This window comes from Leisingera coralii, assembly GCF_049056525.1.
GTDB classification, from domain to species: Bacteria; Pseudomonadota; Alphaproteobacteria; order Rhodobacterales; family Rhodobacteraceae; genus Leisingera; species Leisingera coralii.
In genome coordinates this window covers 15,962-39,077 of the sequence record NZ_JBHUPT010000082.1, presented here as the reverse complement: position 1 = coordinate 39,077, position 23,116 = coordinate 15,962, and the positions used below count along the sequence as shown (strand labels likewise).

The 23,116-nt window shown below is 64.3% G+C and carries 26 protein-coding genes and 1 pseudogene; 6 read left to right on the top strand and 21 right to left on the bottom strand.

Annotated features, from left to right (window positions below; all coding sequences use genetic code 11):
• The first annotated feature begins 151 nt into the window (after window positions 1-151).
• Window positions 152-535 carry a c-type cytochrome gene (locus tag ACFMBG_RS21505; protein WP_421056736.1) on the top strand — a complete coding sequence of 128 codons (384 nt, stop codon included), beginning with the start codon at window positions 152-154 and terminating at the stop codon, window positions 533-535.
• 17 nt (window positions 536-552) lie between these two features.
• On the opposite strand, the gene ACFMBG_RS21500 is transcribed toward ACFMBG_RS21505, so the two are convergent.
• From ACFMBG_RS21500 to ACFMBG_RS21490, 3 genes are all read right to left on the bottom strand, one after another.
• Window positions 553-699 carry a hypothetical protein gene (locus ACFMBG_RS21500; protein ID WP_421056722.1) on the bottom strand — a complete coding sequence of 49 codons (147 nt, stop codon included), beginning with the start codon at window positions 697-699 and terminating at the stop codon, window positions 553-555.
• Between the two features lie 119 nt (window positions 700-818).
• Window positions 819-1,358: a DUF2953 domain-containing protein gene (locus tag ACFMBG_RS21495; protein WP_421056721.1), complete on the bottom strand. Its 540-nt coding sequence runs from the start codon at window positions 1,356-1,358 to the stop codon at window positions 819-821.
• 2 nt (window positions 1,359-1,360) lie between these two features.
• Window positions 1,361-1,726, bottom strand: a complete 366-nt coding sequence (locus tag ACFMBG_RS21490) for a GerW family sporulation protein (RefSeq protein ID WP_421056720.1) — start codon at window positions 1,724-1,726, stop codon at window positions 1,361-1,363.
• A gap of 138 nt (window positions 1,727-1,864) precedes the next feature.
• On the opposite strand from ACFMBG_RS21490, the gene ppsA reads away from it, so the two are divergent.
• Window positions 1,865-4,243, top strand: coding sequence for a phosphoenolpyruvate synthase (gene ppsA, locus ACFMBG_RS21485; RefSeq protein WP_421056719.1), 2,379 nt, complete (start codon window positions 1,865-1,867; stop codon window positions 4,241-4,243).
• On the opposite strand, the gene ACFMBG_RS21480 is transcribed toward ppsA, so the two are convergent.
• The 10 genes from ACFMBG_RS21480 to ACFMBG_RS21435 all read right to left on the bottom strand — a co-directional run bounded on the left by ACFMBG_RS21480 (window position 4,240) and on the right by ACFMBG_RS21435 (window position 12,699).
• The gene (locus tag ACFMBG_RS21480) at window positions 4,240-5,187 is read right to left on the bottom strand and encodes a 1-phosphofructokinase family hexose kinase (RefSeq protein ID WP_421056718.1); all 948 of its coding nucleotides are present in this window, start codon (window positions 5,185-5,187) and stop codon (window positions 4,240-4,242) included. The two genes, ppsA and ACFMBG_RS21480, sit on opposite strands and share 4 nt — an antisense overlap.
• Before the next feature lie 39 nt (window positions 5,188-5,226).
• On the bottom strand, window positions 5,227-5,598 hold the full coding sequence (locus ACFMBG_RS21475) for a hypothetical protein (RefSeq protein WP_421056717.1): 372 nt from the start codon (window positions 5,596-5,598) through the stop codon (window positions 5,227-5,229).
• 24 nt (window positions 5,599-5,622) lie between these two features.
• Window positions 5,623-6,132, bottom strand: a complete 510-nt coding sequence (locus ACFMBG_RS21470; RefSeq protein ID WP_421056716.1) for a hydrolase — start codon at window positions 6,130-6,132, stop codon at window positions 5,623-5,625.
• Window positions 6,133-6,239: 107 nt separating this feature from the next.
• Window positions 6,240-6,980: a hypothetical protein gene (locus tag ACFMBG_RS21465; RefSeq protein WP_421056715.1), complete on the bottom strand. Its 741-nt coding sequence runs from the start codon at window positions 6,978-6,980 to the stop codon at window positions 6,240-6,242.
• Window positions 6,970-9,405 carry a Lon protease family protein gene (locus tag ACFMBG_RS21460; RefSeq protein ID WP_421056714.1) on the bottom strand — a complete coding sequence of 812 codons (2,436 nt, stop codon included), beginning with the start codon at window positions 9,403-9,405 and terminating at the stop codon, window positions 6,970-6,972. Before ACFMBG_RS21460 ends, ACFMBG_RS21465 begins: the two co-directional genes overlap by 11 nt.
• 21 nt (window positions 9,406-9,426) lie before the next feature.
• The gene (locus tag ACFMBG_RS21455) at window positions 9,427-10,407 is read right to left on the bottom strand and encodes a zinc-dependent alcohol dehydrogenase family protein (RefSeq protein ID WP_421056713.1); all 981 of its coding nucleotides are present in this window, start codon (window positions 10,405-10,407) and stop codon (window positions 9,427-9,429) included.
• 82 nt (window positions 10,408-10,489) lie between these two features.
• The gene (locus ACFMBG_RS21450; protein WP_421056712.1) at window positions 10,490-11,212 is read right to left on the bottom strand and encodes a DUF5765 domain-containing protein; all 723 of its coding nucleotides are present in this window, start codon (window positions 11,210-11,212) and stop codon (window positions 10,490-10,492) included.
• A 3-nt stretch (window positions 11,213-11,215) separates the two neighbouring features.
• On the bottom strand, window positions 11,216-11,515 hold the full coding sequence (locus ACFMBG_RS21445; RefSeq protein ID WP_421056711.1) for a chaperone modulator CbpM: 300 nt from the start codon (window positions 11,513-11,515) through the stop codon (window positions 11,216-11,218).
• Between the two features lie 4 nt (window positions 11,516-11,519).
• Window positions 11,520-12,440 carry a DnaJ C-terminal domain-containing protein gene (locus ACFMBG_RS21440; RefSeq protein ID WP_421056710.1) on the bottom strand — a complete coding sequence of 307 codons (921 nt, stop codon included), beginning with the start codon at window positions 12,438-12,440 and terminating at the stop codon, window positions 11,520-11,522.
• A 130-nt stretch (window positions 12,441-12,570) separates the two neighbouring features.
• Entirely contained in the window at window positions 12,571-12,699 is a 129-nt protein-coding gene (locus ACFMBG_RS21435) for a hypothetical protein (RefSeq protein WP_421056709.1), read from the bottom strand.
• A 57-nt stretch (window positions 12,700-12,756) separates the two neighbouring features.
• Here ACFMBG_RS21435 and ACFMBG_RS21430 point away from each other — a divergent pair.
• From ACFMBG_RS21430 to ACFMBG_RS21415, 4 genes and pseudogenes are all read left to right on the top strand, one after another.
• Window positions 12,757-13,138 (top strand): annotated as a pseudogene (locus ACFMBG_RS21430) (DDE-type integrase/transposase/recombinase); the annotation flags it as partial.
• A gap of 324 nt (window positions 13,139-13,462) precedes the next feature.
• Window positions 13,463-14,107 carry an exopolysaccharide biosynthesis protein gene (locus tag ACFMBG_RS21425; protein WP_421056708.1) on the top strand — a complete coding sequence of 215 codons (645 nt, stop codon included), beginning with the start codon at window positions 13,463-13,465 and terminating at the stop codon, window positions 14,105-14,107.
• Window positions 14,108-14,569: 462 nt separating this feature from the next.
• Window positions 14,570-15,364, top strand: coding sequence for an HAD-IIB family hydrolase (locus ACFMBG_RS21420; protein WP_421056707.1), 795 nt, complete (start codon window positions 14,570-14,572; stop codon window positions 15,362-15,364).
• Window positions 15,357-16,577, top strand: coding sequence for a glycosyltransferase family protein (locus ACFMBG_RS21415; protein WP_421056706.1), 1,221 nt, complete (start codon window positions 15,357-15,359; stop codon window positions 16,575-16,577). The genes ACFMBG_RS21420 and ACFMBG_RS21415 overlap by 8 nt, the downstream gene beginning before the upstream one ends.
• 10 nt (window positions 16,578-16,587) lie before the next feature.
• On the opposite strand, the gene ACFMBG_RS21410 is transcribed toward ACFMBG_RS21415, so the two are convergent.
• The 8 genes from ACFMBG_RS21410 to ACFMBG_RS21375 all read right to left on the bottom strand — a co-directional run bounded on the left by ACFMBG_RS21410 (window position 16,588) and on the right by ACFMBG_RS21375 (window position 23,109).
• Window positions 16,588-18,333, bottom strand: a complete 1,746-nt coding sequence (locus ACFMBG_RS21410; protein WP_421056705.1) for a sugar phosphorylase — start codon at window positions 18,331-18,333, stop codon at window positions 16,588-16,590.
• Between the two features lie 80 nt (window positions 18,334-18,413).
• Window positions 18,414-18,542, bottom strand: coding sequence for a hypothetical protein (locus ACFMBG_RS21405; RefSeq protein WP_421056704.1), 129 nt, complete (start codon window positions 18,540-18,542; stop codon window positions 18,414-18,416).
• A 125-nt stretch (window positions 18,543-18,667) separates the two neighbouring features.
• Complete coding sequence (gene ureG, locus ACFMBG_RS21400; RefSeq protein ID WP_421056703.1) at window positions 18,668-19,297, bottom strand: urease accessory protein UreG; 630 nt, start codon at window positions 19,295-19,297, stop codon at window positions 18,668-18,670.
• Window positions 19,294-19,941, bottom strand: coding sequence for an urease accessory protein UreF (locus tag ACFMBG_RS21395; RefSeq protein WP_421056702.1), 648 nt, complete (start codon window positions 19,939-19,941; stop codon window positions 19,294-19,296). Before ACFMBG_RS21395 ends, ureG begins: the two co-directional genes overlap by 4 nt.
• Window positions 19,931-20,428 (bottom strand): urease accessory protein UreE, encoded by a 498-nt coding sequence (gene ureE, locus ACFMBG_RS21390; protein WP_421056701.1) that lies wholly within the window; start codon window positions 20,426-20,428, stop codon window positions 19,931-19,933. Before ureE ends, ACFMBG_RS21395 begins: the two co-directional genes overlap by 11 nt.
• Window positions 20,429-20,575: 147 nt before the next feature.
• Complete coding sequence (ureC, locus tag ACFMBG_RS21385; protein WP_421056700.1) at window positions 20,576-22,285, bottom strand: urease subunit alpha; 1,710 nt, start codon at window positions 22,283-22,285, stop codon at window positions 20,576-20,578.
• Window position 22,286: 1 nt separating this feature from the next.
• Window positions 22,287-22,592: an urease subunit beta gene (locus tag ACFMBG_RS21380; RefSeq protein ID WP_421056699.1), complete on the bottom strand. Its 306-nt coding sequence runs from the start codon at window positions 22,590-22,592 to the stop codon at window positions 22,287-22,289.
• Between the two features lie 214 nt (window positions 22,593-22,806).
• The gene (locus ACFMBG_RS21375) at window positions 22,807-23,109 is read right to left on the bottom strand and encodes an urease subunit gamma (RefSeq protein ID WP_366663208.1); all 303 of its coding nucleotides are present in this window, start codon (window positions 23,107-23,109) and stop codon (window positions 22,807-22,809) included.
• Window positions 23,110-23,116: the final 7 nt, after the last annotated feature.

The following is a 23,116-nucleotide window of genomic DNA, read 5'->3' as shown; positions in this document are numbered from 1 at the left end:
CTCTATCAGGCTGCCTCTCAGCCGGGCGATGCGCCTTTGAGGCAAGAACTTGAGGCAGGTTAAAGCCGCGGCCCGGCGGCGGCCCCTATACTTGCCGCAACGAGGAATACGGCAGAGGAGGAGGATACCGGTGTTTTTTCGCGCGTTGATTATGATTTGTGCTGCTGCTGGCGCCGCCAGCGCGCAGGAACCAGACCCGCAGGACGGGCGGGACCTCTACCGGACCTACTGCTGGCAGTGCCATGGCCGAGAGGCCACGGGAACCGGTCCGATGGCGGAAATGCTGGCCATTGAGACACCGGACCTCACCCGGCTCGCAGCCCGCAATGGCGGAACCTTTCCGCTGGAGGCCGTCGCCCGCCAGATCGATGGCCGGTCGCCGGTGCTCGCCCACGGCGGCGACATGCCGCTTTTCGGCCCTGTCCTGGACTCGGATCAGCAGGTCGCACTGGCATTGCCCAGCGGCCAGCCGATGATGACCGGCCTGCCGCTGGCAAATGTCATTGCCTATCTGCAGTCCGTACAGGCCGAATAGCCCGAAACCGCTTGGCTTCACTGGCTCTCCGGCGTCCGCTCCAGCCGGACCAGCGTCCTGGCGATGGCCTGCGGAAATCTCTCCTCGATTTCCGCGGCAGAATAGCTTTTGCCATCAACACCCGCGCCCGTCACCTCGCCGCGGTGAAGGGCCAGGATCAGCACAGGCTGCTTCTCCCCGGTGTAAGCGGCCGTTGCCGCATTGCTCTCGCTGGACCGCGCAACCCGGCAAACCGCTGCAAAGGCCCGCGCTCCGGCCCGGACTGGGGGATCGACAACCCAGGTCACCGGACCGGACCGAAGGCGTCCCATCCAAACCGGACCGCGGGCACAATGAGCGCAGCCGGAACCAGGGAAACGTCCAGTTCGGCCCGGCCGGACAGAACCGCCCTATCGAAAACCGGCTTCACGCTGACCTGCAGCCTCCGGGCAGGCAGGCTTCCGTAAACCAGCGGGGCCAGCATCCCGTAGAGCTGCCCCGTCTCAGCCGGGTCGCCCGATCCGAATTTCGCGTCAAGGATCAAGGTGCGAATGCGGATGCGGCGCAATATGACGGCCGCCAGCCGTGCTGCGGCAGGGACGAGCCTGCGGGCATCGAACGGCCGCTTGCGGCCTGGCTTCTTGCCGGCGGGAGGCGTCTTCCGCCTGCCGGAGAGCCTGATCCGCGGACCGAATCCGCCCAGCGGTCGCAGCGCCGCCGTAAAGGCCAGCCCAGCCTCTTTGCGCAGCACCAGCTCAATCCTGAGCGGCGAAACCAGCACCAGAACGATCAGGGCAAAGAGCGCGGCCAGCAGCGCTGCCAGGGCTGCGCCAAGGCCCGCCATGATCAGCCCTGTCCTTTCTTGCCCTTTGACCCGCCAGTCTGCGCCGCCGTTTCAATGACCTTTCCGGCCGCATCGCCAAGCACCGCCGCCAGCGTTGTCATCGCCCCCTGCACCGATTCAACCCGCGCGCCGCGCTGGTCGATGATAATGGCCCCCAGCGGCTTGATGCCGCCGCCGGCCCCGGTTCCCGCGCCTTCGCCGGTCTTGGCATCCGCACCGCCCCCGGCCCCGAAGCCGAACCCGTAGCTGACAATCGGAATGACCGTCGCGTCCCCCTTCTCGATCGGGTCTCCCAGAACATTCTTGGCGTTCAGCAGGCGGTCCAGCTCTTCCACCGTGCCCTTCAGCAGCCGTTCGACATTTTCCATCCCGCTCACCTTTCACCAATACAACAATCAACAGGGCGACCCTATCAGCCGGTCAGCCTGCGCGGATTGAGCGGCATCAATCGCCCGGCGGGGATTCATGCCATTATGGGTTTATCCCTGCAGGACCGGAGACCGGACATGCCCCATTCGCCCCCGCCCGTCATCAGCTTCGACAAGGTGAAACGCGCCGATACTGGCCTGGTCGGCGGCAAGAACGCGTCCCTGGGGGAGATGATCAGGGCGCTTGGCGCCAAGGGGATCCACGTGCCGCCGGGGTTTGCCACCACCGCCGACGCCTACCGAGGTTACCTGGCCGCCAACAAACTGGAGGCACGGATTTACCAGGAACTGGACGCGCTGGCCGCAGGGCGGACGACGCTGCAAAAGGCGGGCAAGGCGATCCGCGCCTTGATCCTGGCCGGCGACTGGCCTGCAAAGACCGCTCAGGCGATCCTCGCCCATTACCGCAGCCTCAGCACCGCGGCAGGACAGCCGGATGTGCCCGTGGCCGTGCGCTCCAGCGCCACCGCCGAGGACCTGCCGGAGGCCAGTTTCGCGGGCCAGCAGGAGACCTATCTGAACGTCAGCGGCGAGCAGGCGCTGCTGGAGGCCTGCCGGAAATGCTATGCCTCGCTGTTCACCGACCGGGCCATCTCCTACCGCCGGATCCACGGCTTCGATCACATGAAGGTGGCGCTGTCGGTCGGCGTGCAGCAGATGGTGCGCGCCGATACCGGCGGCGCCGGGGTGATGTTCTCGATCGACACCGAATCCGGATTTCCCCACGCCGTCCTGATCAACGCCGCCTGGGGACTGGGCGAAAACGTGGTAAAGGGCGCCGTCGATCCGGACGAATACCAGGTCTTCAAGCCGTTTCTGGATACTCCCGGCCTGACCCCGATCCTAGAAAAGCGGCTGGGAGCCAAGGCCGTCAAGATGATCCAGGACCGCGACGGCAGCCCGCGCAACGTTCCCGCCTCCAAGGCCGAGCGGGCACAATACGTCCTCAGCGACGACGACATCCTGATGCTGGCCCGCCAGGCCAAGGTGATCGAGGATCACTACGGCTGCCCGATGGACATGGAATGGGCCCGCGACGGGGCCGGCGGCCGGATCTATATCGTGCAGGCCCGGCCCGAAACCGTCCAGTCGCGCGCCGCCATCGGCACCCTCCGGTCCTATTCGGTAACGGATCCCGGGCGGGTGCTGCTGACCGGGCTCAGCGTCGGCAGCGGCGCTGTCGCAGGCCGGGTGTCGATCATCGAAAGCGCCGGCGACATTGCCCGGTTCAAAGACGGCTCGGTGCTGGTGACCGGCACCACCGACCCGGACTGGGTGCCGATCATGAAACGGGCCGCCGCCATCGTCACTGACCGCGGCGGCCGCACCTCGCACGCGGCCATCATCAGCCGGGAACTGGGCCTGCCCGCCATTGTCGGCTGCGGCAACGCCACCGAGGTTCTGTATGATCAGCAGGACGTCACGGTCTCCTGCGCAGGCGGCGAACAGGGCGTCGTGACCGAGGGGCTGTCGCAAATCGCCATCACCGAGGACTCGCTGGAGGACCTGCCCAGGCCCAAAACCCAAATCATGCTCAACCTCGCCAACCCCGGCGCTGCGCTGCGCTGGTGGCGGCTGCCGGTGGACGGCGTCGGCCTGGCGCGGATGGAATTCGTGATCAGCAACGCGGTGCGCGTCCACCCGATGGCGCTGGCCCGCTTCGATCAGGTGACCGACCCAAAAACCCGCGCTGCAATCGAGGCGCTGACCGCAGGCTACGGCCACAAGACCGAATACTTCACTGACCGCCTCGCCCGCGGCCTGTCGCGGATTGCCGCCTTCTGCCACCCCAAGCCGGTGATCATCCGGATGAGCGATTTTAAGACCAACGAATACGCAGACCTGCTGGGCGGGCGCGGCTTTGAACCCGCCGAGGAAAACCCGATGATCGGCTTCCGGGGCGCCTCCCGCTACTACTCGGACGAATACCGCGACGGGTTTGCGCTGGAATGCCAGGCGATTGCCCGGCTGCGCGGGCAGATGGGCTTCAGGAACGTGATCGTGATGATCCCCTTCTGCCGCACCCCCGAGGAGGCCGACCGGGTGCTGGACGTCATGGCAGATCACGGTCTGAAACGCGGCCAGGACGGGCTGGAGGTTTACGTCATGTGCGAAATCCCCTCCAATGTCCTGCGCGCGGCGGAGTTCGCCGAACGCTTCGACGGCTTCTCCATCGGCTCCAACGACCTCACCCAGCTGACACTGGGCATCGACCGCGATTCCGATGCGCTGGCGGACCTGTTCCGCGAGGATGACCCTGCGGTGCTGTGGATGATCGAAACAGTGATCCGCGAGGCGCACAAGGCAGGGGCAAAGGTCGGATTCTGCGGCCAGGCGCCCAGCAACAACCCGGACTATGCCCGGCGGCTGGTGGAGTTCGGCATCGACAGCATCTCGGTCACCCCCGACAGCTTCGTGCAGGTCCTGCGCAACGCCGCCAGGGCCGAGGCAGGCTAGACCACCTGAACCTCGCACTGCGGCAGCAGCGCCTCCACCTGGCCGCGTTCAAAAAGCGCGGTTCCCTCGGTTCCAACCGTGGCGCTGGCCGCGGCAACTCCCCAGCGCAGCGCCTGATCCAGTGCCTCGCCGCGCGACAGCGCCAGCGTCAGCGCGCCGGTAAAGGCATCCCCTGCCCCGATCTTGCTTTGCACCTCCACATAGGGCGCACGGCAGAAATACCGCTGCTCCCCGGTGGCCAGAACCGACCCTTCGGCCCCGCGCCCGCCAACCACAATATCCGCCACGCCGCGCGCAATCAGGTCCTGGGCAAACGCCAGGCTGTCCGCGACCGACGCCAGCCCGTGCCCCGCCGCCTGTTCCGCTTCCCTCTGGTCCAGCCGCAGCACATGCACGGGCTTGCCGGGCGCCGCCAGCAGATGCGCCAGCGCCGCCTTGGAGGTATCCACCACCAGCTTGCCCGTGCGCGGCGCAATCGCCTCCAGCACCTGATGCGGGAAATCATCGTCCAGCCCCGGTGTCACACCGCCGCTCAGCACGACATAGCCGTCCCGCGGTGCCGCCTGCGCAATCGCACTCAGCAGCCGGGCGCTGTCAGCGCTGCCCATCGTCTCGCCGGGAACGCTGAAGCGGAACTGCTCGCCGGTGGTCTCATCCGTCACCGCAAAGCTCTGCCGGGTTTCACCGGCCACGTGGACCGCCACCGCCAGCACGTCTTCCGCCACCAGAAGTTGCAGCAGCTGTTCGCCCATGGCGCCGCCAACCGCCACCAGCGCCGTCACCTCACCGCCCAGCTTGCGGATCGCCCGGGCCGCATTCACCCCGCCGCCGCCGGGGTCCACCCGCGGCGCCTTGCAATAGAGCTTGGGGCCTGCCACCACCCGCTCGATCGAGGTCGCCAGATCGACAGCCGGGTTGAGTGTGATTGTCAAAATCCGGGACATCAGCTTCCTTCCCCTGGCGGCACACCGGGCCGCGCGCGGTCACTCTTTCTTGAGGATCATCGCCAGCCGCAGCACCGCCGCCAGAATCGCCTGGCCCAGAACCGGCGACTGGCCCAGGCCAATGGCCGCATCGCTGTCGCGGGCATCGTTTTCCCGCAACGTGCAGTGCCAGCGGCCATGCTTGCCATAGGCTCGGCCGCGGATATGCACGTCCCAATCCGGAAAGGCATCATCGGCCACATGCATGGCCCCATCCGCGGTGCCGATCCGCTGCGCGGCGTTCTCGTCCTGCGGGACCGCATCCGGCAGCAGAAACGCCAGCGCATGCAGCACGCCGTCAAAATCCGCCAGGGTCAGATCCGATTGGCTTTCCAGCCGTTCAATCAGGATTTCCAGTTCCGGGTCTTGCATAACCACCTCCCGTTGCGTGACGCATTAAATGATCTCGGCAACGCCGATGACATAATTCTTTCCATAGGCCCGGGCGCATTTCGGGCAGGTCGTATAGAACATGAAAATGCGCCCCGCGGTCTTGCCGTCCGCTTCGGCGGCAACCTCCATGTCATGCATCCAGTCCCGGGCCCGGCGGTACGGGCCTTCGAACACGCGGGTCAGGAAATCGCCGCTAATCTCCCGCATTTCCTCGCCGGGCACCCGGCCGGTCACCGCAAAGAAATGCTCCGCTTCCGACTGCGACAGATCCCGGCTCAGGACAAGATACCCCTCGGGGTCCTGCGCGCCGGCGTTTTCGATATGCTTCTGCACCCGCGCGAAGACCGTTCCCATGTTCAGCGGAATATGCAGCAGGCTGCGCGTTTTCGCCCGGACAAACGGCTGGTTCTCGAAATGCAGATGGCGGCCGTCCCACCCTTGCGGCTTGAACCTGGGGCAGCAGCCGGTGGTGTTGTCGGTCATGTCCATCTTTGGCAGGCAGTTGGTGTCCATGCCTCTCCCCTCCCGGGCTCCCAAGATGCCGTCAGTCTATGCCCGCTGCCGCGCACCGAAATGATTTGCATCAATCCCCCGCCGCTCCGGCAGCCACGGCAGCCGCCTCAGCCGCCGCTCTGGATGACGAGCGGACAGCGCGCCGCCTCCTGGATGCGGGCCGCCGGCGGCAGCCCCGCAAACGGCGCCGCGACAATGACGGCGGCCGGGCTCATGAACTCCAGCTGCCGCAGCAGCACCTCCGGCAGCGCGCAGACCCTGGTTTCCGCCACCTCGCCCGTCGGCCCTGCGGACCCGGCTGCAGTATTCGGCTCTGTGCCGGGCGCGCAGGCAATCAGCGCCACCAGCGGCTTGCCGGTCTTGCGCGCCAGCCGCAGTGCAAATCCCGGCACCGCCTGCCCTTCCGCCAGGATCACGGCAATGCAGCCCGCGGCGCGCAGGATCGGCTTGAACCCGGAAATGATGATATCGCCCGCTTCTGCCGACCGGCGCAGCTCCTCCTGCACCTGGCCCTCAGCCTCCCGGAAGGAACTGACCAGCGCGGCCGCCTTGGCCCGTCGTGCCAGAAGCCCCTCAAACCGCCGGGCATCCGCGCGGAACGCCTTGGAGATTGCGGCGGCGGTCAGGCCGCTCTCCCGCTGCCCCGAATAGGTCACCACCCGCGAATGGGAATAGGCCGCGGCCAGAACCGCCGTCTCGCGGACGAAGACCCCATGCAGCTCCGCCCCCATCTGGCGGGCCAGCTCCAGCGCCAGCGCAAGGGCAGCCTCCGCATCAGGATAGCAGCTGGCCCCCAGGATCACCCTGTGGCGCCCCCCCTGCCCTTCTCTGTCCGCATCACGTTGCATTGCCGCCGGCCTCCTTTGCAAAGGACTTGCGGATGTCGGCAAAGCCTTGCAGCCGGTCCTCCACCCGCCGGTTCAGGCTGCCTTCCGGAAACACCCCGTCGGCGCCCCGCTCCCCAGCCTCCAGGCCGGTCAGCACCGCGATCCCATCGGTGACGGAGGTCATCGGGAAGATCCGGAACCGGCCCGCCTCCACCGCATCGACGACCCGCTGGCGCAGCGTCAGGTTGCGCACATTGGCGGCCGGGATCAGAACCCCCTGCCTGCCGGTCAGGCCGCGGGCATCGCAGACGTCAAAGAACCCCTCGATCTTCTGGTTCACCCCGCCAATCGCCTGGATATCGCCGAACTGGTTGACCGACCCGGTGATCGCAAAGGATTGGTCTAGCGGCACCTCCGCCAGCGACGACAAGAGCGCAATCAGCTCCGCCGCCGAGGCGCTGTCGCCCTCCACCCCGCCATAGCTCTGCTCGAACACCAGGCTGGCCCACAGCGACAGCGGCGCGCGGGTGGCATAGGTGGCCGCCAGATAGCCCTGCAGGATCAGCATCCCCTTGGAATGGATCGGCCCGCCCAACTCGGTCTCGCGTTCGATGTCCACCAGCTTGCCGGTGCCCGGCCGGGTCCGCGCCGTCAGCCGCGACGGCTTGCCAAAGCTGTAGTCACCGATCTGCAGCACCGACAGCGCGTTGATCTGGCCGATGCGCGCGCCGTCGGTGTCGATCATCACCGTGCCCTGCTGGATCGTCTCCAGCCCCAGCTCCCGCACACGCCCGGCCCGGCGCTCCTTCTCCGCCACCGCCTTTTCGATGTGCAGCGGCCCGATATGGGCGCTGCCGCCGCTGTCCGCCCAGAACTCCGCCTCCCGCAGCAGGTCCGACAGGCGGCTGAAATTCAGCGTCAGCCGCTCTGCATCCCCGGTCATACGCATGCTTTCCCGCAGCACAGAATCAACTGCAGGTTGATTAAGCGGCCGGGTCCCGGCGTGCCGGGCCAGCCGCGCAATCAGATGCGCGTAGCCTGCCACGGAGCCGCCGCCCTCCAGCCGCAAGTGATCGTCGAAATCGGCTTCCAGTTTGAACAGCTGCAGGAAATCCGGATCCAGCGCCGACAGCAGGTAGTAATGCATCCGCTCCCCGATCAGCACCACCCGCACGCTCAAGGGCACCGGATCGGGCTCCAGCGACACGGTGGACACCATGCTCAGCCGTTCGCCGGGCGAATAGATCGCGATCTCCCCGGTCCTCAGGCAGCGCTTCAGCGCGTCCCAAGCCAGCGGCTCGCTCAGTACCTGGCGCACATCCAGCACCAGATAGCCGCCATTGGCCCGGTGCAAGGCACCCGGCTTGATCATCGTGAAATTGGTGACCAGCGCCCCCATCTCCGAGGCGTATTCGATGCGCCCGATCAGATTGGCCATCGTCGGCAGCTCTTCCTTGACCACCGGCGCGCCCTGGCCGCAGCTGCCATTCGACACCATCACATTGACCCGGTAGCGCTGGAACTGCGGCTCCTCGAACCGCTTGCTGGTCGCCACCGGGAACGGACCGGCGGAGTCCTCGCTTTCGCCCATCAGGAACAGCTCCGCATTGCTGACCAGATCGCTGCGTACCGCCTCCAGGTAGCGCTGAACCGCCGCTTCATCGGCAAACGCCTTCTGCACGTCGCGGATCGCCTCATCCACCCCGCGCGAGGCGAGCTGGTAGTGCAGCTGCTCCACTTGCCGCCGGTGCTCCTTTTCGCGCTTTGGCACGGATTTCAAGACGTCCGAGATCCGCTGCTGAACGCTCTCGATCGAGGCTTCCAGTTGCTCCCGCTCCTCATCTGTGAGCGCCTCGAACTCCTCCTGCGTCAGCACGTTCCCGTCACGCTGCCCGGCAAAGCTGAACCCCACCGGTGTGCGCAGAATAGCGACATTCCTGGCGCGGGCATCGTCAAAGATCTCCGCCATCTCGCGCTCATGCTCAGCCGAGAAATCCTCTTCGATGGTCCTGCGCCGGGTCTGATAATCCTCGGATTCAAACAGCGCCGGGATCTGGTTGGCCAGGTCATCGACCAGCGTTTCCATCATCCTGCGCAGGCGGCTGGCAGACCCGGCAGGCAACCGGATCGCCACCGGCTTGTGCGGCAGTTCGAAGTTGTTGACATAGACCCAGTCGCAGGCGACCGGCCTGTCTTTCGCTATCCCGGCCAGGATCGACTGGGCAATCGCATGGCGGCCGCTGCCGGGCTGGCCCAGGACAAAGACATGGAAATCCTCATGGCTGACCGTGGCACTCATCCGGATGGCATCCACCGCCCGGTCCTGCCCCAGCCACTCCTCTGCGCCGTCCAGCTCATCCGTCAGCTTGAAACGCAGCCCGGTGTCCGGCAGCGCAGGCCGCAGCCTGGCTGCCGTCAAAGGGTCCGGTCCGTGATTTACAGCCATTGCGCTCTCCTTTTCCCGGGATCAGGGCACCAGAACCGCGGCGCCCTGCAATCGGCCCTGCCGCATGTCCTCCAGCGCCTGGTTGGCGTCTTCCAGCGCATAGGCGCGGTGTTCGGTGGCAATGCCCGCCTCAGCGGCCAGCGGCAGGAATTCTTCGCCGTCCTGCCGGGTCAGATTGGCAACCGACAGAATGTGCCGCTCCCCCCACAGGTCGGCATAGGGAAAGGCGGGAATGTCGCTCATGTGAATGCCGCCGCAGACGACCCTGCCCCCTTTGCGCACGGCTTTCAGGGCCGCCGGCACCAAGCTGCCCACAGGCGCAAAGAGTATTGCCGCATCCAGCTGTTCCGGCGGCAGTTCATCGGACCCGCCTGCCCAGGCCGCGCCCAAGCTGCGGGCAAACGCCTGCGCCGCTGTGTCACCCGGCTTCGTCAGCGCAAACACCTTTCGGCCCTGCCAGACCGCCAGCTGCGTCAGAATATGCGCCGCGGCGCCAAATCCGTACAGGCCGATGTTGCCGCCATCACCCGCCATCCGGTAGCTGCGGTAGCCGATCAGCCCGGCACACAGCAGCGGCGCCATCGCAACCGGATCGCCGCCGCCCAGCGGAAACACATAGCGCGCATCCGCCACGCAGGCCTCGGCAAAGCCGCCGTTTCGGGTATAGCCGGTGAACTCCGGCGCATCGCACAGGTTCTCCTGCTCCGCCCGGCAATAATGGCAGTGGCGGCAGGTCGCGCCCAGCCAGGGCACCCCGACCCGCTGGCCGATCTCGAGCCCTTCGGCCTGCGGACCCAGGGCCGCGATGCGGCCAACAATCTCATGCCCCAGGATCAGGGGCACCTTCGGGTCGGTTAAATCACCGTCAAAGATATGCAGATCGGTGCGGCACACACCGCAGGCCTCGACCCGGATCAGCACCTCCCCCGGCCCGGGTTCCGGCTCGGCAATCTCCTCCAGCCGCAGCGGCTCTTTTGCCTTATGGAAAACCATTGCACGCATTCTGCCTCTCCCCGCGGCCAGAATACCCCAAGCTGGCCTTCCGCACAGTGATCAGGATCAACACCCCAGGCCCCTCTGCCCGTTACACGCGCAGCCCCCACCAGCTATGGGCCGAGACCGCACCGCGGACCCATGGGCTCAGCCCGATGCACAGGATTACGATTGAAAACAGGCACCAGACGGCGGGCATCTCATTCGGGTTGCTGGTCAGAATCCAGGCCAGCGCCGGCCCGGTGGCAGCATGCACAACCACAAACCGCCACGCCCCATAGGCCAGCGGCAGCAGGAAGACCGCTGCCATATAGACCGGAAAGCCGGACTGCACCCCCAGTGCATTATCCAGCGGCACCAGCAGGCCGTTATAGGGCACATTCCAGGCGATGTGCCAATTCCCGGACACGGTGCACAACACCTCCGCGCACAACGGTGCCCCCGCCTTGCATGTCCCCAAGGCTGGCAACGGTACAAGCTGCAGCAGCATGACGCCCGTGGCAGCACCGCTCAGAGCCAGAACCAAGGACCGGCAGCGAAGTCTGACGGCGGCAGGCACTAGCTCCAGGGCAAAGGCATTGATTACAATGGGTTGAAAAGTAATGTGCAGATACGACAGCAGCGTCGTGCCCTTATTCGCGGCAGAGCTGCAGTCATTGACGGTCAGGTACCCCGCAATCTGCAGCACCTCCATAACCGTGAAATAGCCCAGCACGCCCCAGACCGCCAAGGGCTGGCCCTGCCGCCAGCACACCACCGCCGCGGCGGTCCCGGCGGCCGCCATCGCGGCCGAGGCTTCCAGGCTCCAGCACATCCGCTATCCGGCGTCAAAAGCGGCCAGCCGCCGCAGCATCTCTTCCCGTTCAGCCAGCAGATCCAGCACCAGGGCCACCCCGGCGGCATTGACCCCCAGGTCCCGGTTCAGCCGCCGTGCCTTCTTGGCGCGGGCAATGCTCACACTGTGGAACTGCCAGCTCTGGACTGAGGCGCCTTCGGGTTCCAGAATACCATGTTCGACAAGTTCGATGATCCAGTTCCTGTCAGCCTGGCAGAACCGGCACAGCTCATCCAGAGACAGGCTGACGACAACTGCAGTTTTTGCGGTTGCGGGTTTCATGCGTCTATCCTCCGATACCGGCACGCGGGTTGAACGGCACCTCACGGGCCATCTGCTCAAAGAACTTGCGCGCCTCCTCCGTTGTCACCTCGGGGTTCACGATCCTGAGCGTTGCATAGATGTCCCCGGGCGGCGTTCCCGGCAGCCCTTTGCCCTTCAGGCGCAGCTTCTGGCCGCTGCGGGCATTTGCCGGTATGGTCAGCGCAACCTTGCCGTCCGGCGTGGGCATCATGACCTTGCCGCCCAAAGCGGCCTCCCAAGGGGCCACCGGCAGTTCCAGATACAGGTCCCTGCCGTCTGCGCGGTAAACCGGATGCGGGGCAAAGCTCACTTCCAGAAACAGATCGCCCGGCGCGCCTCCGCCCGGCGGCGCCATCCCCTGTCCAGGCAGCCGGATGTGCTGTCCTTCAAGGATCCCTTTGGGGACATGAACCGTGATGCTGCGGTCCTGCAGATGCACCGAGCCATCCGCCGCTGCCTGCGGAACCCGCAGCGTCAGAACCCGGGTGGCCCCGCGGTAGGCGTCCTCGATGTCCAGCTGCAAGCGGGCGTGCTGATCCGCCCCGGGCCCGCCAAATGGCTGCCCCCGGCGCCGGAACAGGGACTCAAAGAAGTCGCTGAAGGCTTCCGCACTCTCCGGGCCGCCGCCGGTGAATTCGAAGCCGCCTTCCCATCCGGGCGGCGGGCGGAAACCGTCGTGTGCTCCGGGGGCGGGTTTGCCCAACTGGTCATAGGCGGCGCGCCGTTCCGGGTCCTTTAGAACTTCATAGGCTTCGTTCACATCCTTGAACTTCGCCTCTGCTTCCGCAGTCTCGTTGATGTCGGGATGGTACTTGCGCGCGAGCTTTCGGAAGGCGCGCTTGATTTCATCAGCACCCGCGTCCGGTTCGATGCCAAGGATTTGGTAGTAGTCCCTGTATTTCATGCCGCCGCCTCCCCGAACCATTGCTGCCGAAGTGTGCCACGCTGGAGCAAGCCGCGGGTTGATCCGGATCATAGCACCCTGCCGTGACTGCAATCGCCTTTCCCAGCAGAGAGTTCACAGCTGTTTACTCTTACGCGGCGGCCAAGCGTGTAAGGGTTGTGACCATGGGCGTTCTGGTGAAGGTTCCCGAAATCGCCTTGGCGCAGAGATGGCGGAGGTATCCGCCGGTGGAGCGGATGCCGCTGAAACGCTGGAGCATGGCAGCGATGACTGCCGAGGGGATTGCCGACTTGTTTGCCCGCGGGCTTTCGCATGTGCAATCGGCGCGAATGGGAACGTGCTCGACAATCTCGTGCAACAGCAACGTAATGCGAAGGACACAAGCCTGTCCTTGAAGCGGTTGATCGACCGGTTTGGCACACCGCGGGTCGTGATCACCGACAAACTGCAGAGCTGCATCAGACTGATCCGCAATCTCACTGCGCATACCGATTTTCCGGCGCTCAAAGGCCTGAACAACCGGACCGAAGGGTTCCATCCACCGACCCGAAAGCAAGAGAAACTCATGGGGCGTTTCAAGCCACCCGGACAGGCGCAGAGTTTTTTGGCGGCTCATGACCAGATCAACACGGGCTTCCGTCTCCGCCATATCGTACCGCCACACCCGATCCGATGCCTTCGATCTTTGGAATGGCTAAACATTCGAAATGACTGCCTGAAGGATGCGGATCAGGCCGCATTCGGGAGGGTGCAAGTAAGTTGGCAGTGCCGTGCAGGGCTTAAGCTGCCTTCCATAACGCTGGACGTGATCCGATCTGACCAATTTTGCGGTCTGCAAGGTTTTCAGTATCCATTCGCGCTCTCGATTCAACGAAGCCTTTTTGTTGCCTGCACTGCAAAATCCTCGACCAGCCCTTGGAGCCACTGGCTGGAAGTCGCAGCCTTCCGAAGGTGGTTGTTGTAATATCAGGAAGCAGTTAAGCAGGCGTCGGGCGCGGTTCATATCATATAGAGAGGCGAGATTGAAAGCTGTTCCTGGTTGCCCCTATCCGGGCACCGCGAGGCTGGCCAGAAAGCGGTCTCTATCATTCACGCTGCTGCGTGTGATACGCGGTCATCAAAGCGTACATGAGGCGTGTCTTGGGTCGATTTTGGAGCAGTTGGGCGACAGGTCTTTCGGCTGGGCCATCCTGCTGTCGTGCCTGGTCAATCTGCTTCCGCTGCCGCCGGGGGCCACCCTCATTACAGCCGTTCCGCTTTTGATCTTCTGCGGGCAGCTGAGCCTGGGTTTTTCCAGCGTCCAACTGCCGCAGAGAATTGCGCGGATCAGGATCTCCGTGGAAGCCATGCGCCGGATTGTCCTGCGCTTGCGGCCGATTTCACGGCGGCTGGAACGCATCGCCCGCCCGCGCGTTCCAGCGGTCTTCCATCCGAAGCGCGAGCAGCTCATTGGCTGTTTTCTGTTCCTGGTTTCCTTGGCACTGTTTGTGCCCTTGCCGCTCAGCGGCTGGTTTCCCGCAATTGCTCTGTTCATTGCAAGCATCGGACTTGTTGAACGGGACGGGGTTATCGTGCTGGCAGGTGTCTGCGCCGGGGTATTTTCGATTGCGTTGACTGTTTTCGTCGCCTCATCAATCCTGATTGGAGCAAATAGCCTGCTGCAATGAAACCGGTGGTTTCAATGGAGCAAACAACCTGGCAATTCAGAATAGTGAGCTGGATTTGCGTAAACGGCGCGCATTTAAGATGCGCTGAAAGCAAAGCTGCCCGTTAGCAAGGCTGCCCTCGTCGGCATCAAGACCTTCCGCACCTTCAGAAGGGGCCAGTTCGAGAAACGTGAGACCTGGATGACCAAGGAGGCCGCCGTCGTCGCCAAGCTGTACCCGGAAGCAGCGTGACCGCAGATCGCGACCGGCAACAAGCACAGCGCGCTGACGTTAATGCAACGGACCTGGGCGATGATCCACCTTGGAGATCTTCGCGGCGAATACGGAGTAAGGATGCCGGCAAATGCTCAAAAGGCCCGAATTTCAAGCAGGCAATTTGGAAGCGAACACGATTTGGGCAATCCCGCCCGGCCTGATATCAGAAATCTCTGAATCCCTGGGCGGGCAGACTATATTCGAAGGATGACGCAAGCTGTCCCACTTCTCGTTTTCTCTGATCTTGATGGCACCTTGCTGAGGCATGAGGACTATTGCTGGGAGCCCGCCCGGCCGGCGCTGACAGCGCTGAAAGTAGCCGGTGCAGGTGTCATTCTGGCCACCAGCAAGACGGCAGCAGAGGTTGCTCCGCTAAGGCGTTTGATGGGGCTTGAGAGGTGGCCCGCAATTGTCGAAAACGGCGCCGGGCTGCTCGAGGCAGGAGAGGAGGCCGCCTCGCAACGCAGCCAGTACCCAGACCTGCTGGACCGGATTGCATTGCTCCCGCCAGGCTTCCGCGGCTTTGGAGCGATGTCCGATCATGAGGTAGCAAATCTTACTGGCCTCACGCTTGAGGCAGCCCGGAAGGCCCGGATCCGGGACTTCAGCGAACCCGGTGTCTGGCAGGGAACAGAGGCGGAACTGGGCCGGTTTCTAAAGGCGGCCCAGTCTGCCGGCCTGAAGGCGCAGCGCGGGGGGCGCTTCTTGACGCTTTCTTTTGGCGGCAACAAGGCGGACCGGATGCGGGATTTGGCAAGGCACTATTCCGCCGGGCTGACAGCGGCCCTTGGCGATGCCCCCAATGATGCTGCGATGCTGCAAGCTGCGGACGCCGGATTTATCGTGAGGAATCCGCATGGGCCGGATCTGCCGCCCCTGCCGGGGGAAGCGGAAGGGCGCATCCGCCGTACCGGACTTGCCGGGCCTGCCGGCTGGAACGCCGCAGTCCTCAGCCTGCTGCGGGAACTTGAGCTAACCAGGAAGGAGGCAAGGGATGGCTGACTTTCACCAGAACGGAAACATCACCACGCTGCATAATCTGCGCACGCGCGGCCTTGAAGACCTGACGCGTGAACTCTTGGTCTACGCCGAAACCAGGCGCATTACCCTGATCCTGCCCTGCTTGTATTCCGAACTGGAAGGCCCGGCGCTTGCCAATATCGTGGAAGAATTGGCACAGGTGCCCTATTTGCACCGGATCATTATCGGATTGGACCAAGCGGACGAGACGCAATTCCGCCACGCGCGCAAATTTTTCGCCAGGCTGCCGCAGGATCACATCGTGATCTGGAACGACAGCCCGCGGATGCAGGTGCTGGAGGCGCGGCTCGGCACCTTGGGGCTCGCCCCGCAGGAACCCGGCAAGGGCAAGAACGTCTGGTCCTGCATTGGCTATCTCCTGGCCTGTGCAGATAGCGCGGTCATGGCGATCCATGACTGCGATATTCTCACCTATGACCGCGAGATGCTGGCGCGGCTGGTCTACCCGGTTGTCAATCCGGGGTTCTCCTACCAGATGTCCAAAGGGTTCTATCCGCGGATCGGGTCGGGCAAGCTGAACGGCCGGGTGACCCGCCTGCTGGTGAGCCCCCTTCTGATTGCCCTGAAGCGTGTGGTCGGCGACCGTGACTACCTCGACTACCTGCGCAGTTTCCGCTACCCGCTGTCGGGTGAGTTTGCCATGAGAACCCATGTGCTGGCAGACCTGCGCATTCCTTCGGATTGGGGCCTGGAGGTCGGTGTGCTGTCCGAAGCCTGGCGCAACCTGGCGCCGAAATCGGTTTGCCAGGTGGAAATTTCAGATGCCTATGACCACAAGCACCAGGAATTGTCGCCCGAGGATGCCTCGCGGGGCCTGAGCCGCATGTCCACCGACATCTGCAAGGCGATCATCCGCAAGCTGGCAGCGGATGGCACGGTCTTCACACCAAATGTGTTCAGAACGCTCAAAGCGACCTACTACCGGTCGGCGCTCGATCTGCTGGAGGGCTATCACAGCGATGCAAAGATGAACGGCTTGTCAGTCGATCGCCATAATGAAGAAAAGTCGATTGAGCTTTTTGCCGAGAACATCCTGCGCGCCGGTCAGATTTTCCTGGATAATCCCCATGAAACACCTTTTATCCCGACCTGGAACCGGGTGCATTCGGCCGACCCGGATTTCCTGGCGGATCTCAAGGCTGCGGCTGTATCCGATCAGGACGAGTTTGCCTGAAACGGCCTTGTCAGCCCCTGTTGCTGAGCCAGCGGCACTGGTAGGGGGCAAAGGGAATTTCAGGACCGGCCGGTGCAATCCGCTCTCCGGTTATCAGGTCGGTCCAGTCGTCGCCCTCGATCAGGTTGATTGCCGTGGGGCTGACAGTGACGGTTTCATTGCTGACATTGTGCAGCGCAAAGATTGACTGGTCCCGGTCGAGGCTCTGCCGCCAGATTCCGAACAGGCGCTCGTCCAGCGCCAGCGTGAATTGCGTTGCATTGGGGTGAAAGGCGGGCTGGCGGGCGCGGAGCTTCAGGAGGCGGCTCATCTCCCGAAGCACGCGCGACTGATCCGAGTGCGGATCGTCCAGCCGCTCAAGCAGATCTGGGTAATGCCACTGGTGCCGGTTGATGGCACGGTTCATGCCGCGCCGCTCGACGGCCTCGTGATCGTTCGGGGTCGCAAGCAGCGAATGGATATAGAAGGCCGGGATGCCTTCAAGCGACATCACGATGGTCTGGGAGCACAGGAACCTCGGGATCTGCAGCGCATCCTCGCCCGGGAAGGTGCAGCGCATCGCCTCGAAATAGGAGCAGTTCAGCTCGTAGGGCTCCTCGCCGCCCCCCGGTTTGGCCCGCATCGACACCAGCCCGCCGGCCTGCCGCGCGGCGTCTATCATCCGCGCCCTTTCTTCCGGCGGCAGAACACCTTCGGCGGGGCGCATGCCGATGCCGTCATGGCTGGCGGTGAAGTTCAGGTAGGCACAGCCCAGCTGCGCCGGCGGCATCGCCGATTGCCAGCGGTGCAAGTAGCGCGCCGTCCCCGACTGCATGGCGTGCAGGATCAAGGGCGGCAGCGGAAAGTTGTAGATCGCATGCGCTTCGTTCCGGTTGCCGAAGTAACTCAGGTTTTCGCTGCGCGGCACATTGGTTTCTGTCAGCAGCACAACTGTTTCGGTCGCATAGTCACACAGCAGCCGCATCAGTTGCACGATGGCGTGGGTCTGCGGCAGGTGGATGCAGCGGGTGCCTGCCTGCTTCCAGATGAAGGCCACGGCATCCAGCCGCAGGATGCGTACCCCCTTGCTGATGTGCAGGCGGATGATGCCCAGCATCTCCAACAGCACTTCGGGGTTGGTAAAGTCCAGATCAACCTGGTCATGGCTGAAAGTGCACCAGACATGACGGGCTCCATTGCGGGTTTCGACGGACTGCAGCAGTGGCGTGGTGCGCGGGCGTACTACCTGTGAGAGATCGTCATCGGGGCTGGCCTCATAGAAGTAGCGGTCAAAGGGGGCGTTGCCTTGGCGGTACTCATTGAACCAATGGCCCTGGCTGGACACGTGATTGAGCACCAGATCAGACATCAGGTGGAAATGCGACGCGATCCGGCTGATGTCCTGCCAGTCTCCCAACTGCGGGTTCACCGCACGGTAATCGGTCACTGCAAAGCCATCATCAGAAGTATAGGGAAAGAAAGGCAGGATATGAACGCCGTTGACCACTCCCTTCATATGGCTGAGCAGAAAATCGTACAGCACATCCAATGGTTTGTGGCTGCCATCCTGAAGCGAGTTTCCATAAGTGATCAGTACCGCGTCGCGCTCGGACCACAGCCGGTTGCCCGGCCTCCGGCCGCGTTTCCGGCGGTGCGTGCCCTCGGGCCAGAAGGTTGAAGTGACCCGCGCCGCAAGCTGCGCAGTGTCGTGGTCCGGGTATACTTGCTGCAGCAGCCCGGCCAGCCGTGCGTCGAATGCGGTGGTTGCATGGGTCACTTGCTGTGTTAGCTCCTGTCAGAGGCTCCGGACAATCCTCTCCGGCACAGTCCGATGATTTCGCAGCCGGGCCGTGACTGTCAAATGCCGGCGAAACGGACAGGCAGGCAGGCGGCCGGCAGGCCGGGATTGCCCAATCCTTGGACACTGGTGAGAACTGCAGACGAATTCTGCAGCAGTAAGATGGCGGCCAGAGGCAGTTCTGCCATTGCCCGGGGATTTGCCAAACGTTGAAACGCAATCATCGGGCCACGCCAGTCAATCGCCGCGCAGGCCGCCAGCCGCAGTCTCGTCCCAACTGGAGGTGCAATAAGTTTCTGCAGCTGGAAAGCCGTTAGAGCGGAACAGCGAAAGTGAGCCCCCCGATGGCACAGAGATGACTAACCACTTCGCCAACTCCCTTGCCATGCCGCAGGCTAGTGAACACGGAGGGACGCGAGCCGCGCATCCGCGCTGCATCTCGCGCCATGACTTCGAGCGAAGCACCGACATAGGGAGCCAAATCTGTTTTGTTGATGACCAGCAAGTCAGAGCGGGTAATCGCCGGTCCTCCCTTCCGCGGGATCTCTTCACCCGCTGCGACGTCGATCACGTACAACGTCACGTCGGCCAGCTCAGGGCTGAAGGTGGCGGAGAGATTGTCGCCGCCGCTTTCGATCAGCACGATCTCCACATCCGGGTGGCGCTGTACCATCTCGGCCACGGCGGCAAGGTTGATCGAGGCATCCTCGCGGATCGCAGTATGGGGGCAGCCGCCGGTCTCGACCCCGATCACCCGGTCTTGCGGCAGCACCTGCATCCGCATCAGCGCCTCGGCGTCCTCTTGGGTGTAGATGTCATTGGTGATCACCCCGATCGAGTGATGCGGCGACAGAATACGGGCAAGCTGGGCGGTCAGCGTGGTCTTGCCGGCACCGACCGGGCCGCCGATTCCGACCCGAAGAGGACCATGGGGAGAAGTCATGACCGGAAGATCCTTGAATATTGTGTTTCATGAGCCATTGAGGCGATATCCGCAGCAAAGCAGGCGCTGGAGAGGCTGGACAGGTCCGCAGTGAGCGCGTTCTTCGCGGCATCGGACACCGGCGGGCCAAGGTTTTTCAGAATGCGCTGGCCTTCAATCTGGCCAAGCGGCAGCAGCCGCTGGGCCGCTGCGACCTGGTTGGAAACGAATGCGTGCGTGAACATCTCCAGCGTCAGATCCAGCGCCAGCCCGTGTATGCGCGCGGCACGGCCAACAGCCACCGGATAGGTGAGACGGGGCAGGCTGCCGCCCCAGACCTCCGACGTGGCCTGGCAGAAGGCGGCGCCCTGTTCGACCGTTTCGGCCAGCCGCTCCCGGGAGGGAGCAAAGGCGCGGGCGGTGGCGTCCACCTCTGCCAGCGCGGCCTTGTCTTCGGCGCGGCAGGCGGCGGCCAGCAGAATTGCATCGGCGCGGGCACTGCCGAACAGCAGCAGATCACCCAGCCAGTCTTCCAGCCCTGCCCCATCGGTCACCTCCTTGCGGGCAACCGCAGTTTCCAGCCCGTGGGACCAGGCGAATGCGCCCACCGGATAAGCCGGAGACAGCCACTGCAGCAGCACCACTGGCCCGGTTTCAGTGCTCATGGCCGTGCTCTCGTCCGTGATGAAGGGAATGGCCGTGTTCGTGGGAATGGGTCCGCCCGTGGCCATAGGCGCCGCCTTCGGGGGTGAAGGGTTCCATCACCTCTTCCACTGTCGCGCCCAGTTGCACCAGCATTGCGCGGATCACGTGGTCCTGTCGGATCAGCAGCCGGGTATCCTCGATCTGGCAGGGTGTGTGACGGTTGCCGATATGCCAGGCCAGCCGCAACAGCCCCTCTCCGGTGACCTGCAGCAGCGGCTCGGCGGCGGCGGCGACGGCGATTTCACCGCCGTCCTCGAGAACCAGCACGCCGCCATGCTCCAGCGAGGTGGTCTGCGGAAGGTCAACCAGCAAGCGGCCGCCGCCTTCGGTCTGCAGCACCTTGCGGCGCAAGAACCTGGCTTCGTAATCCAGCACCACCCGGTCCACCGGAGCAGGAGAATGGGCATGGCCGTGATAGACGCGGGCGGTCAGCACAGGGGGTGTCATCTGCGCGCCCCTATGCTGGCGGCCGATGGCCTCAGTTGCAGAACTCGTCCGGGAAAATATGGCGCACGATGCCCTCTATCTCCGGCTTGGCAGAGAACGTGCCGCGGTGCATTGGTTTTGTTCATTTTTTCCTCCCGGTGCACAATTTCAGTAGAGAAAATACCGCTGGGCCATCGGCAGCTCCGCCGCGGGCTGGCAGGTCAGCAGTTCGCCGTCCGCCCGCACCTCATAGGTTTCCGGGTGGACCTCCATCCGCGGGGTCGCGGTATTGAGCTTGAGTGCGGATTTGCCGATGCCGCGGGTGTTATTCACCGCCACGGTCTGCTTGGCCAGGCCGAGGCTTCCGCGGATGCCCGCAGCTTGTGCCGCCTCCGACACGAAGGTGACAGCGGTATGTTCGACCGAGCGGCCAAAGGCGCCCCACATCGGCCGGGAATAGACCGGCTGCGGCGTCGGGATCGAGGCATTGGGATCCCCCATCTGAGCGCAGACGATGGTGCCGCCCATCAGCACCATTTCCGGCTTCACGCCGAAAAATGCCGGGTTCCACAGCACCAGATCGGCGCGCTTGCCCACTTCGATGGAACCAAGCTCATGACTGATCCCATGCGCGATGGCCGGGTTGATGGTGTATTTCGCCACGTACCGGCGGACGCGGAAGTTGTCGTTCCCGCCGCTCTCCTCCGCCAGGCGCCCGCGTTGTTTCTTCATTTTGTCTGCGGTCTGCCAGGTACGGATGATCACCTCGCCGACCCGGCCCATGGCCTGGCTGTCCGAGGCGATGATCGAGAACGCGCCCATGTCATGCAGGATATCCTCCGCCGCGATCGTCTCGCGCCGGATGCGGCTTTCGGCAAAGGCGACGTCCTCGGGGATCGACTTGTCCAGATGGTGGCAGACCATCAGCATGTCGAGGTGTTCCTCGATGGTGTTGACGGTAAAGGGGCGCGTGGGGTTGGTGGAGGACGGCAGCACATGCTCTTCGCCGCAGATCCTGATGATGTCCGGGGCATGGCCGCCGCCAGCGCCTTCGGTGTGGAAGGCGTGGATGGTGCGGCCCTTCATGGCTGTCACGGTGTGTTCGACAAAGCCGGATTCATTGAGCGTGTCGGTGTGGATCATCACCTGCACATCCATCGCATCGGCAACGCCGAGGCAGCAGTCGATGGCGGCGGGCGTGGTGCCCCAGTCCTCGTGCAGCTTCAGCGCGCAGGCGCCGGCGTTGATCTGCTCCTCCAGTGCCGCCGGCAGCGAGGCATTCCCCTTGCCCGCAAAGGCGAGGTTCATCGGGAAGGCATCGGCGGCCTGCAGCATGCGGCCGATGTGCCAGGGGCCGGGCGTGCAGGTCGTTGCCAGCGTGCCATGCGCCGGGCCGGTGCCGCCGCCAAGCATGGTGGTGACGCCGGAGTGCAGCGCGTCATCGATCTGCTGCGGGCAGATGTAATGGATGTGGCTGTCAAAGCCGCCAGCCGTCAGGATGCGCCCCTCACCCGCGATCACCTCAGTGCCGGGGCCGGCGATGATACCAACACCCGGCTGGGTGTCCGGGTTGCCCGCCTTGCCGATGGTGGCAATGCGCCCGTCCTTAAGGCCCACGTCGGCTTTGTAGATGCCGGTCCAGTCCAGGATCAGCGCGTTGGTGATGACGGTATCCACGGCCCCTTCGGCGTGGGTTGCCTGCGCCTGCCCCATGCCGTCGCGGATCACCTTGCCGCCGCCGAACTTCACTTCCTCGCCATAGGTGGTGAGGTCGCGCTCCACCTCGATGATCAGATCGGTGTCCGCCAGCCGCAGCCGGTCGCCGGTGGTGGGGCCGTACATGGCCGCATAGTCGCTGCGCGGGATCTGTACAGGCATGTCAGAGTGCTCCCATGACTTTCTGGTTGAACCCGAACACCCGGCGCCTGCCGAGGATTGGGATCAGCTGCACCTCGCGCCGCTGCCCCGGCTCGAACCGCACGGCGGTGCCTGCAGCAATGTCGAGCCTCCGGCCGCGGGCCGCTTCCCGGTCAAAATCCAGCGCCGGATTGGCCTCGGCAAAATGGTAATGGCTGCCCACCTGGACCGGCCGGTCGCCGGTATTGGCGACCATCAGAGTGGTGGCTTCGGCGCCCGCATTCAGCGTCAATGTGCCTTCGGCCGGGAACAGCTCGCCCGGGATCACTTCCGCCTCCAGGCCAGAACTGCGCCTGCGGCAAGCGCCGCAAGCACTGCAAAGCCAAGCCAAAGGCCGGCTCCGTGCGGATGAACGTGTGCTCCGCCGTGAGCGAGGGCGGGACCCGCCGCAAGGGTGGTAACTGCGACGGTAACGGGTAGTAGCTGCATCGTGCTTTCTCCTGTCTTGGGGCGGTCCGGGGCGGAAGGGACCGGGCGGGGGTTCAGCGGATAGGCTGGTGAACGGTCACCAGCTTGGTACCATCCGGAAATGTGGCCTCGACCTGCACTTCGCGGATCATTTCGGGCACCCCTTCCATGCATTGATCGCGGCGGACCACTTGGGCGCCGGCCTCCATCATCTCTGCCACCGTGCGGCCGTCGCGGGCGCCCTCGGCCACCGCGTCGGAAATCAGCGCAATCGCTTCCGGGTGGTTCAGCTTGACGCCGCGGGCCAGCCGCTTGCGGGCGACTTCGGCGGCCATTGCGATCAGCAGCTTGTCCTTTTCGCGCGGGGTCAGGTTCATCCGCTCC

Coding starts and splice junctions, on each gene's coding strand:
- ureC (WP_421056700.1), bottom strand. CDS start 22,285: ATGCCTGTACAGATCCCGCGCAGCGACTATGCGGCCATGTACGGCCCC.
- ACFMBG_RS21470 (WP_421056716.1), bottom strand. CDS start 6,132: ATGGACACCAACTGCCTGCCAAAGATGGACATGACCGACAACACCACC.
- ACFMBG_RS21440 (WP_421056710.1), bottom strand. CDS start 12,440: ATGAAATACAGGGACTACTACCAAATCCTTGGCATCGAACCGGACGCG.
- ACFMBG_RS21490 (WP_421056720.1), bottom strand. CDS start 1,726: ATGGAAAATGTCGAACGGCTGCTGAAGGGCACGGTGGAAGAGCTGGAC.
- ACFMBG_RS21445 (WP_421056711.1), bottom strand. CDS start 11,515: ATGAAACCCGCAACCGCAAAAACTGCAGTTGTCGTCAGCCTGTCTCTG.
- ureG (WP_421056703.1), bottom strand. CDS start 19,297: ATGACTTCTCCCCATGGTCCTCTTCGGGTCGGAATCGGCGGCCCGGTC.
- ACFMBG_RS21480 (WP_421056718.1), bottom strand. CDS start 5,187: ATGTCCCGGATTTTGACAATCACACTCAACCCGGCTGTCGATCTGGCG.
- ACFMBG_RS21455 (WP_421056713.1), bottom strand. CDS start 10,407: ATGCGTGCAATGGTTTTCCATAAGGCAAAAGAGCCGCTGCGGCTGGAG.
- ACFMBG_RS21395 (WP_421056702.1), bottom strand. CDS start 19,941: ATGAGCACTGAAACCGGGCCAGTGGTGCTGCTGCAGTGGCTGTCTCCG.
- ACFMBG_RS21450 (WP_421056712.1), bottom strand. CDS start 11,212: ATGTGCTGGAGCCTGGAAGCCTCGGCCGCGATGGCGGCCGCCGGGACC.
- ureE (WP_421056701.1), bottom strand. CDS start 20,428: ATGACACCCCCTGTGCTGACCGCCCGCGTCTATCACGGCCATGCCCAT.
- ACFMBG_RS21405 (WP_421056704.1), bottom strand. CDS start 18,542: ATGGCAGAACTGCCTCTGGCCGCCATCTTACTGCTGCAGAATTCGTCT.
- ppsA (WP_421056719.1), top strand. CDS start 1,865: ATGCCCCATTCGCCCCCGCCCGTCATCAGCTTCGACAAGGTGAAACGC.
- ACFMBG_RS21435 (WP_421056709.1), bottom strand. CDS start 12,699: ATGCTCCAGCGTTTCAGCGGCATCCGCTCCACCGGCGGATACCTCCGC.
- ACFMBG_RS21415 (WP_421056706.1), top strand. CDS start 15,357: ATGGCTGACTTTCACCAGAACGGAAACATCACCACGCTGCATAATCTG.
- ACFMBG_RS21460 (WP_421056714.1), bottom strand. CDS start 9,405: ATGGCTGTAAATCACGGACCGGACCCTTTGACGGCAGCCAGGCTGCGG.
- ACFMBG_RS21475 (WP_421056717.1), bottom strand. CDS start 5,598: ATGCAAGACCCGGAACTGGAAATCCTGATTGAACGGCTGGAAAGCCAA.
- ACFMBG_RS21505 (WP_421056736.1), top strand. CDS start 152: ATGATTTGTGCTGCTGCTGGCGCCGCCAGCGCGCAGGAACCAGACCCG.
- ACFMBG_RS21465 (WP_421056715.1), bottom strand. CDS start 6,980: ATGCAACGTGATGCGGACAGAGAAGGGCAGGGGGGGCGCCACAGGGTG.
- ACFMBG_RS21375 (WP_366663208.1), bottom strand. CDS start 23,109: ATGAACCTGACCCCGCGCGAAAAGGACAAGCTGCTGATCGCAATGGCC.
- ACFMBG_RS21495 (WP_421056721.1), bottom strand. CDS start 1,358: ATGGCGGGCCTTGGCGCAGCCCTGGCAGCGCTGCTGGCCGCGCTCTTT.
- ACFMBG_RS21420 (WP_421056707.1), top strand. CDS start 14,570: ATGACGCAAGCTGTCCCACTTCTCGTTTTCTCTGATCTTGATGGCACC.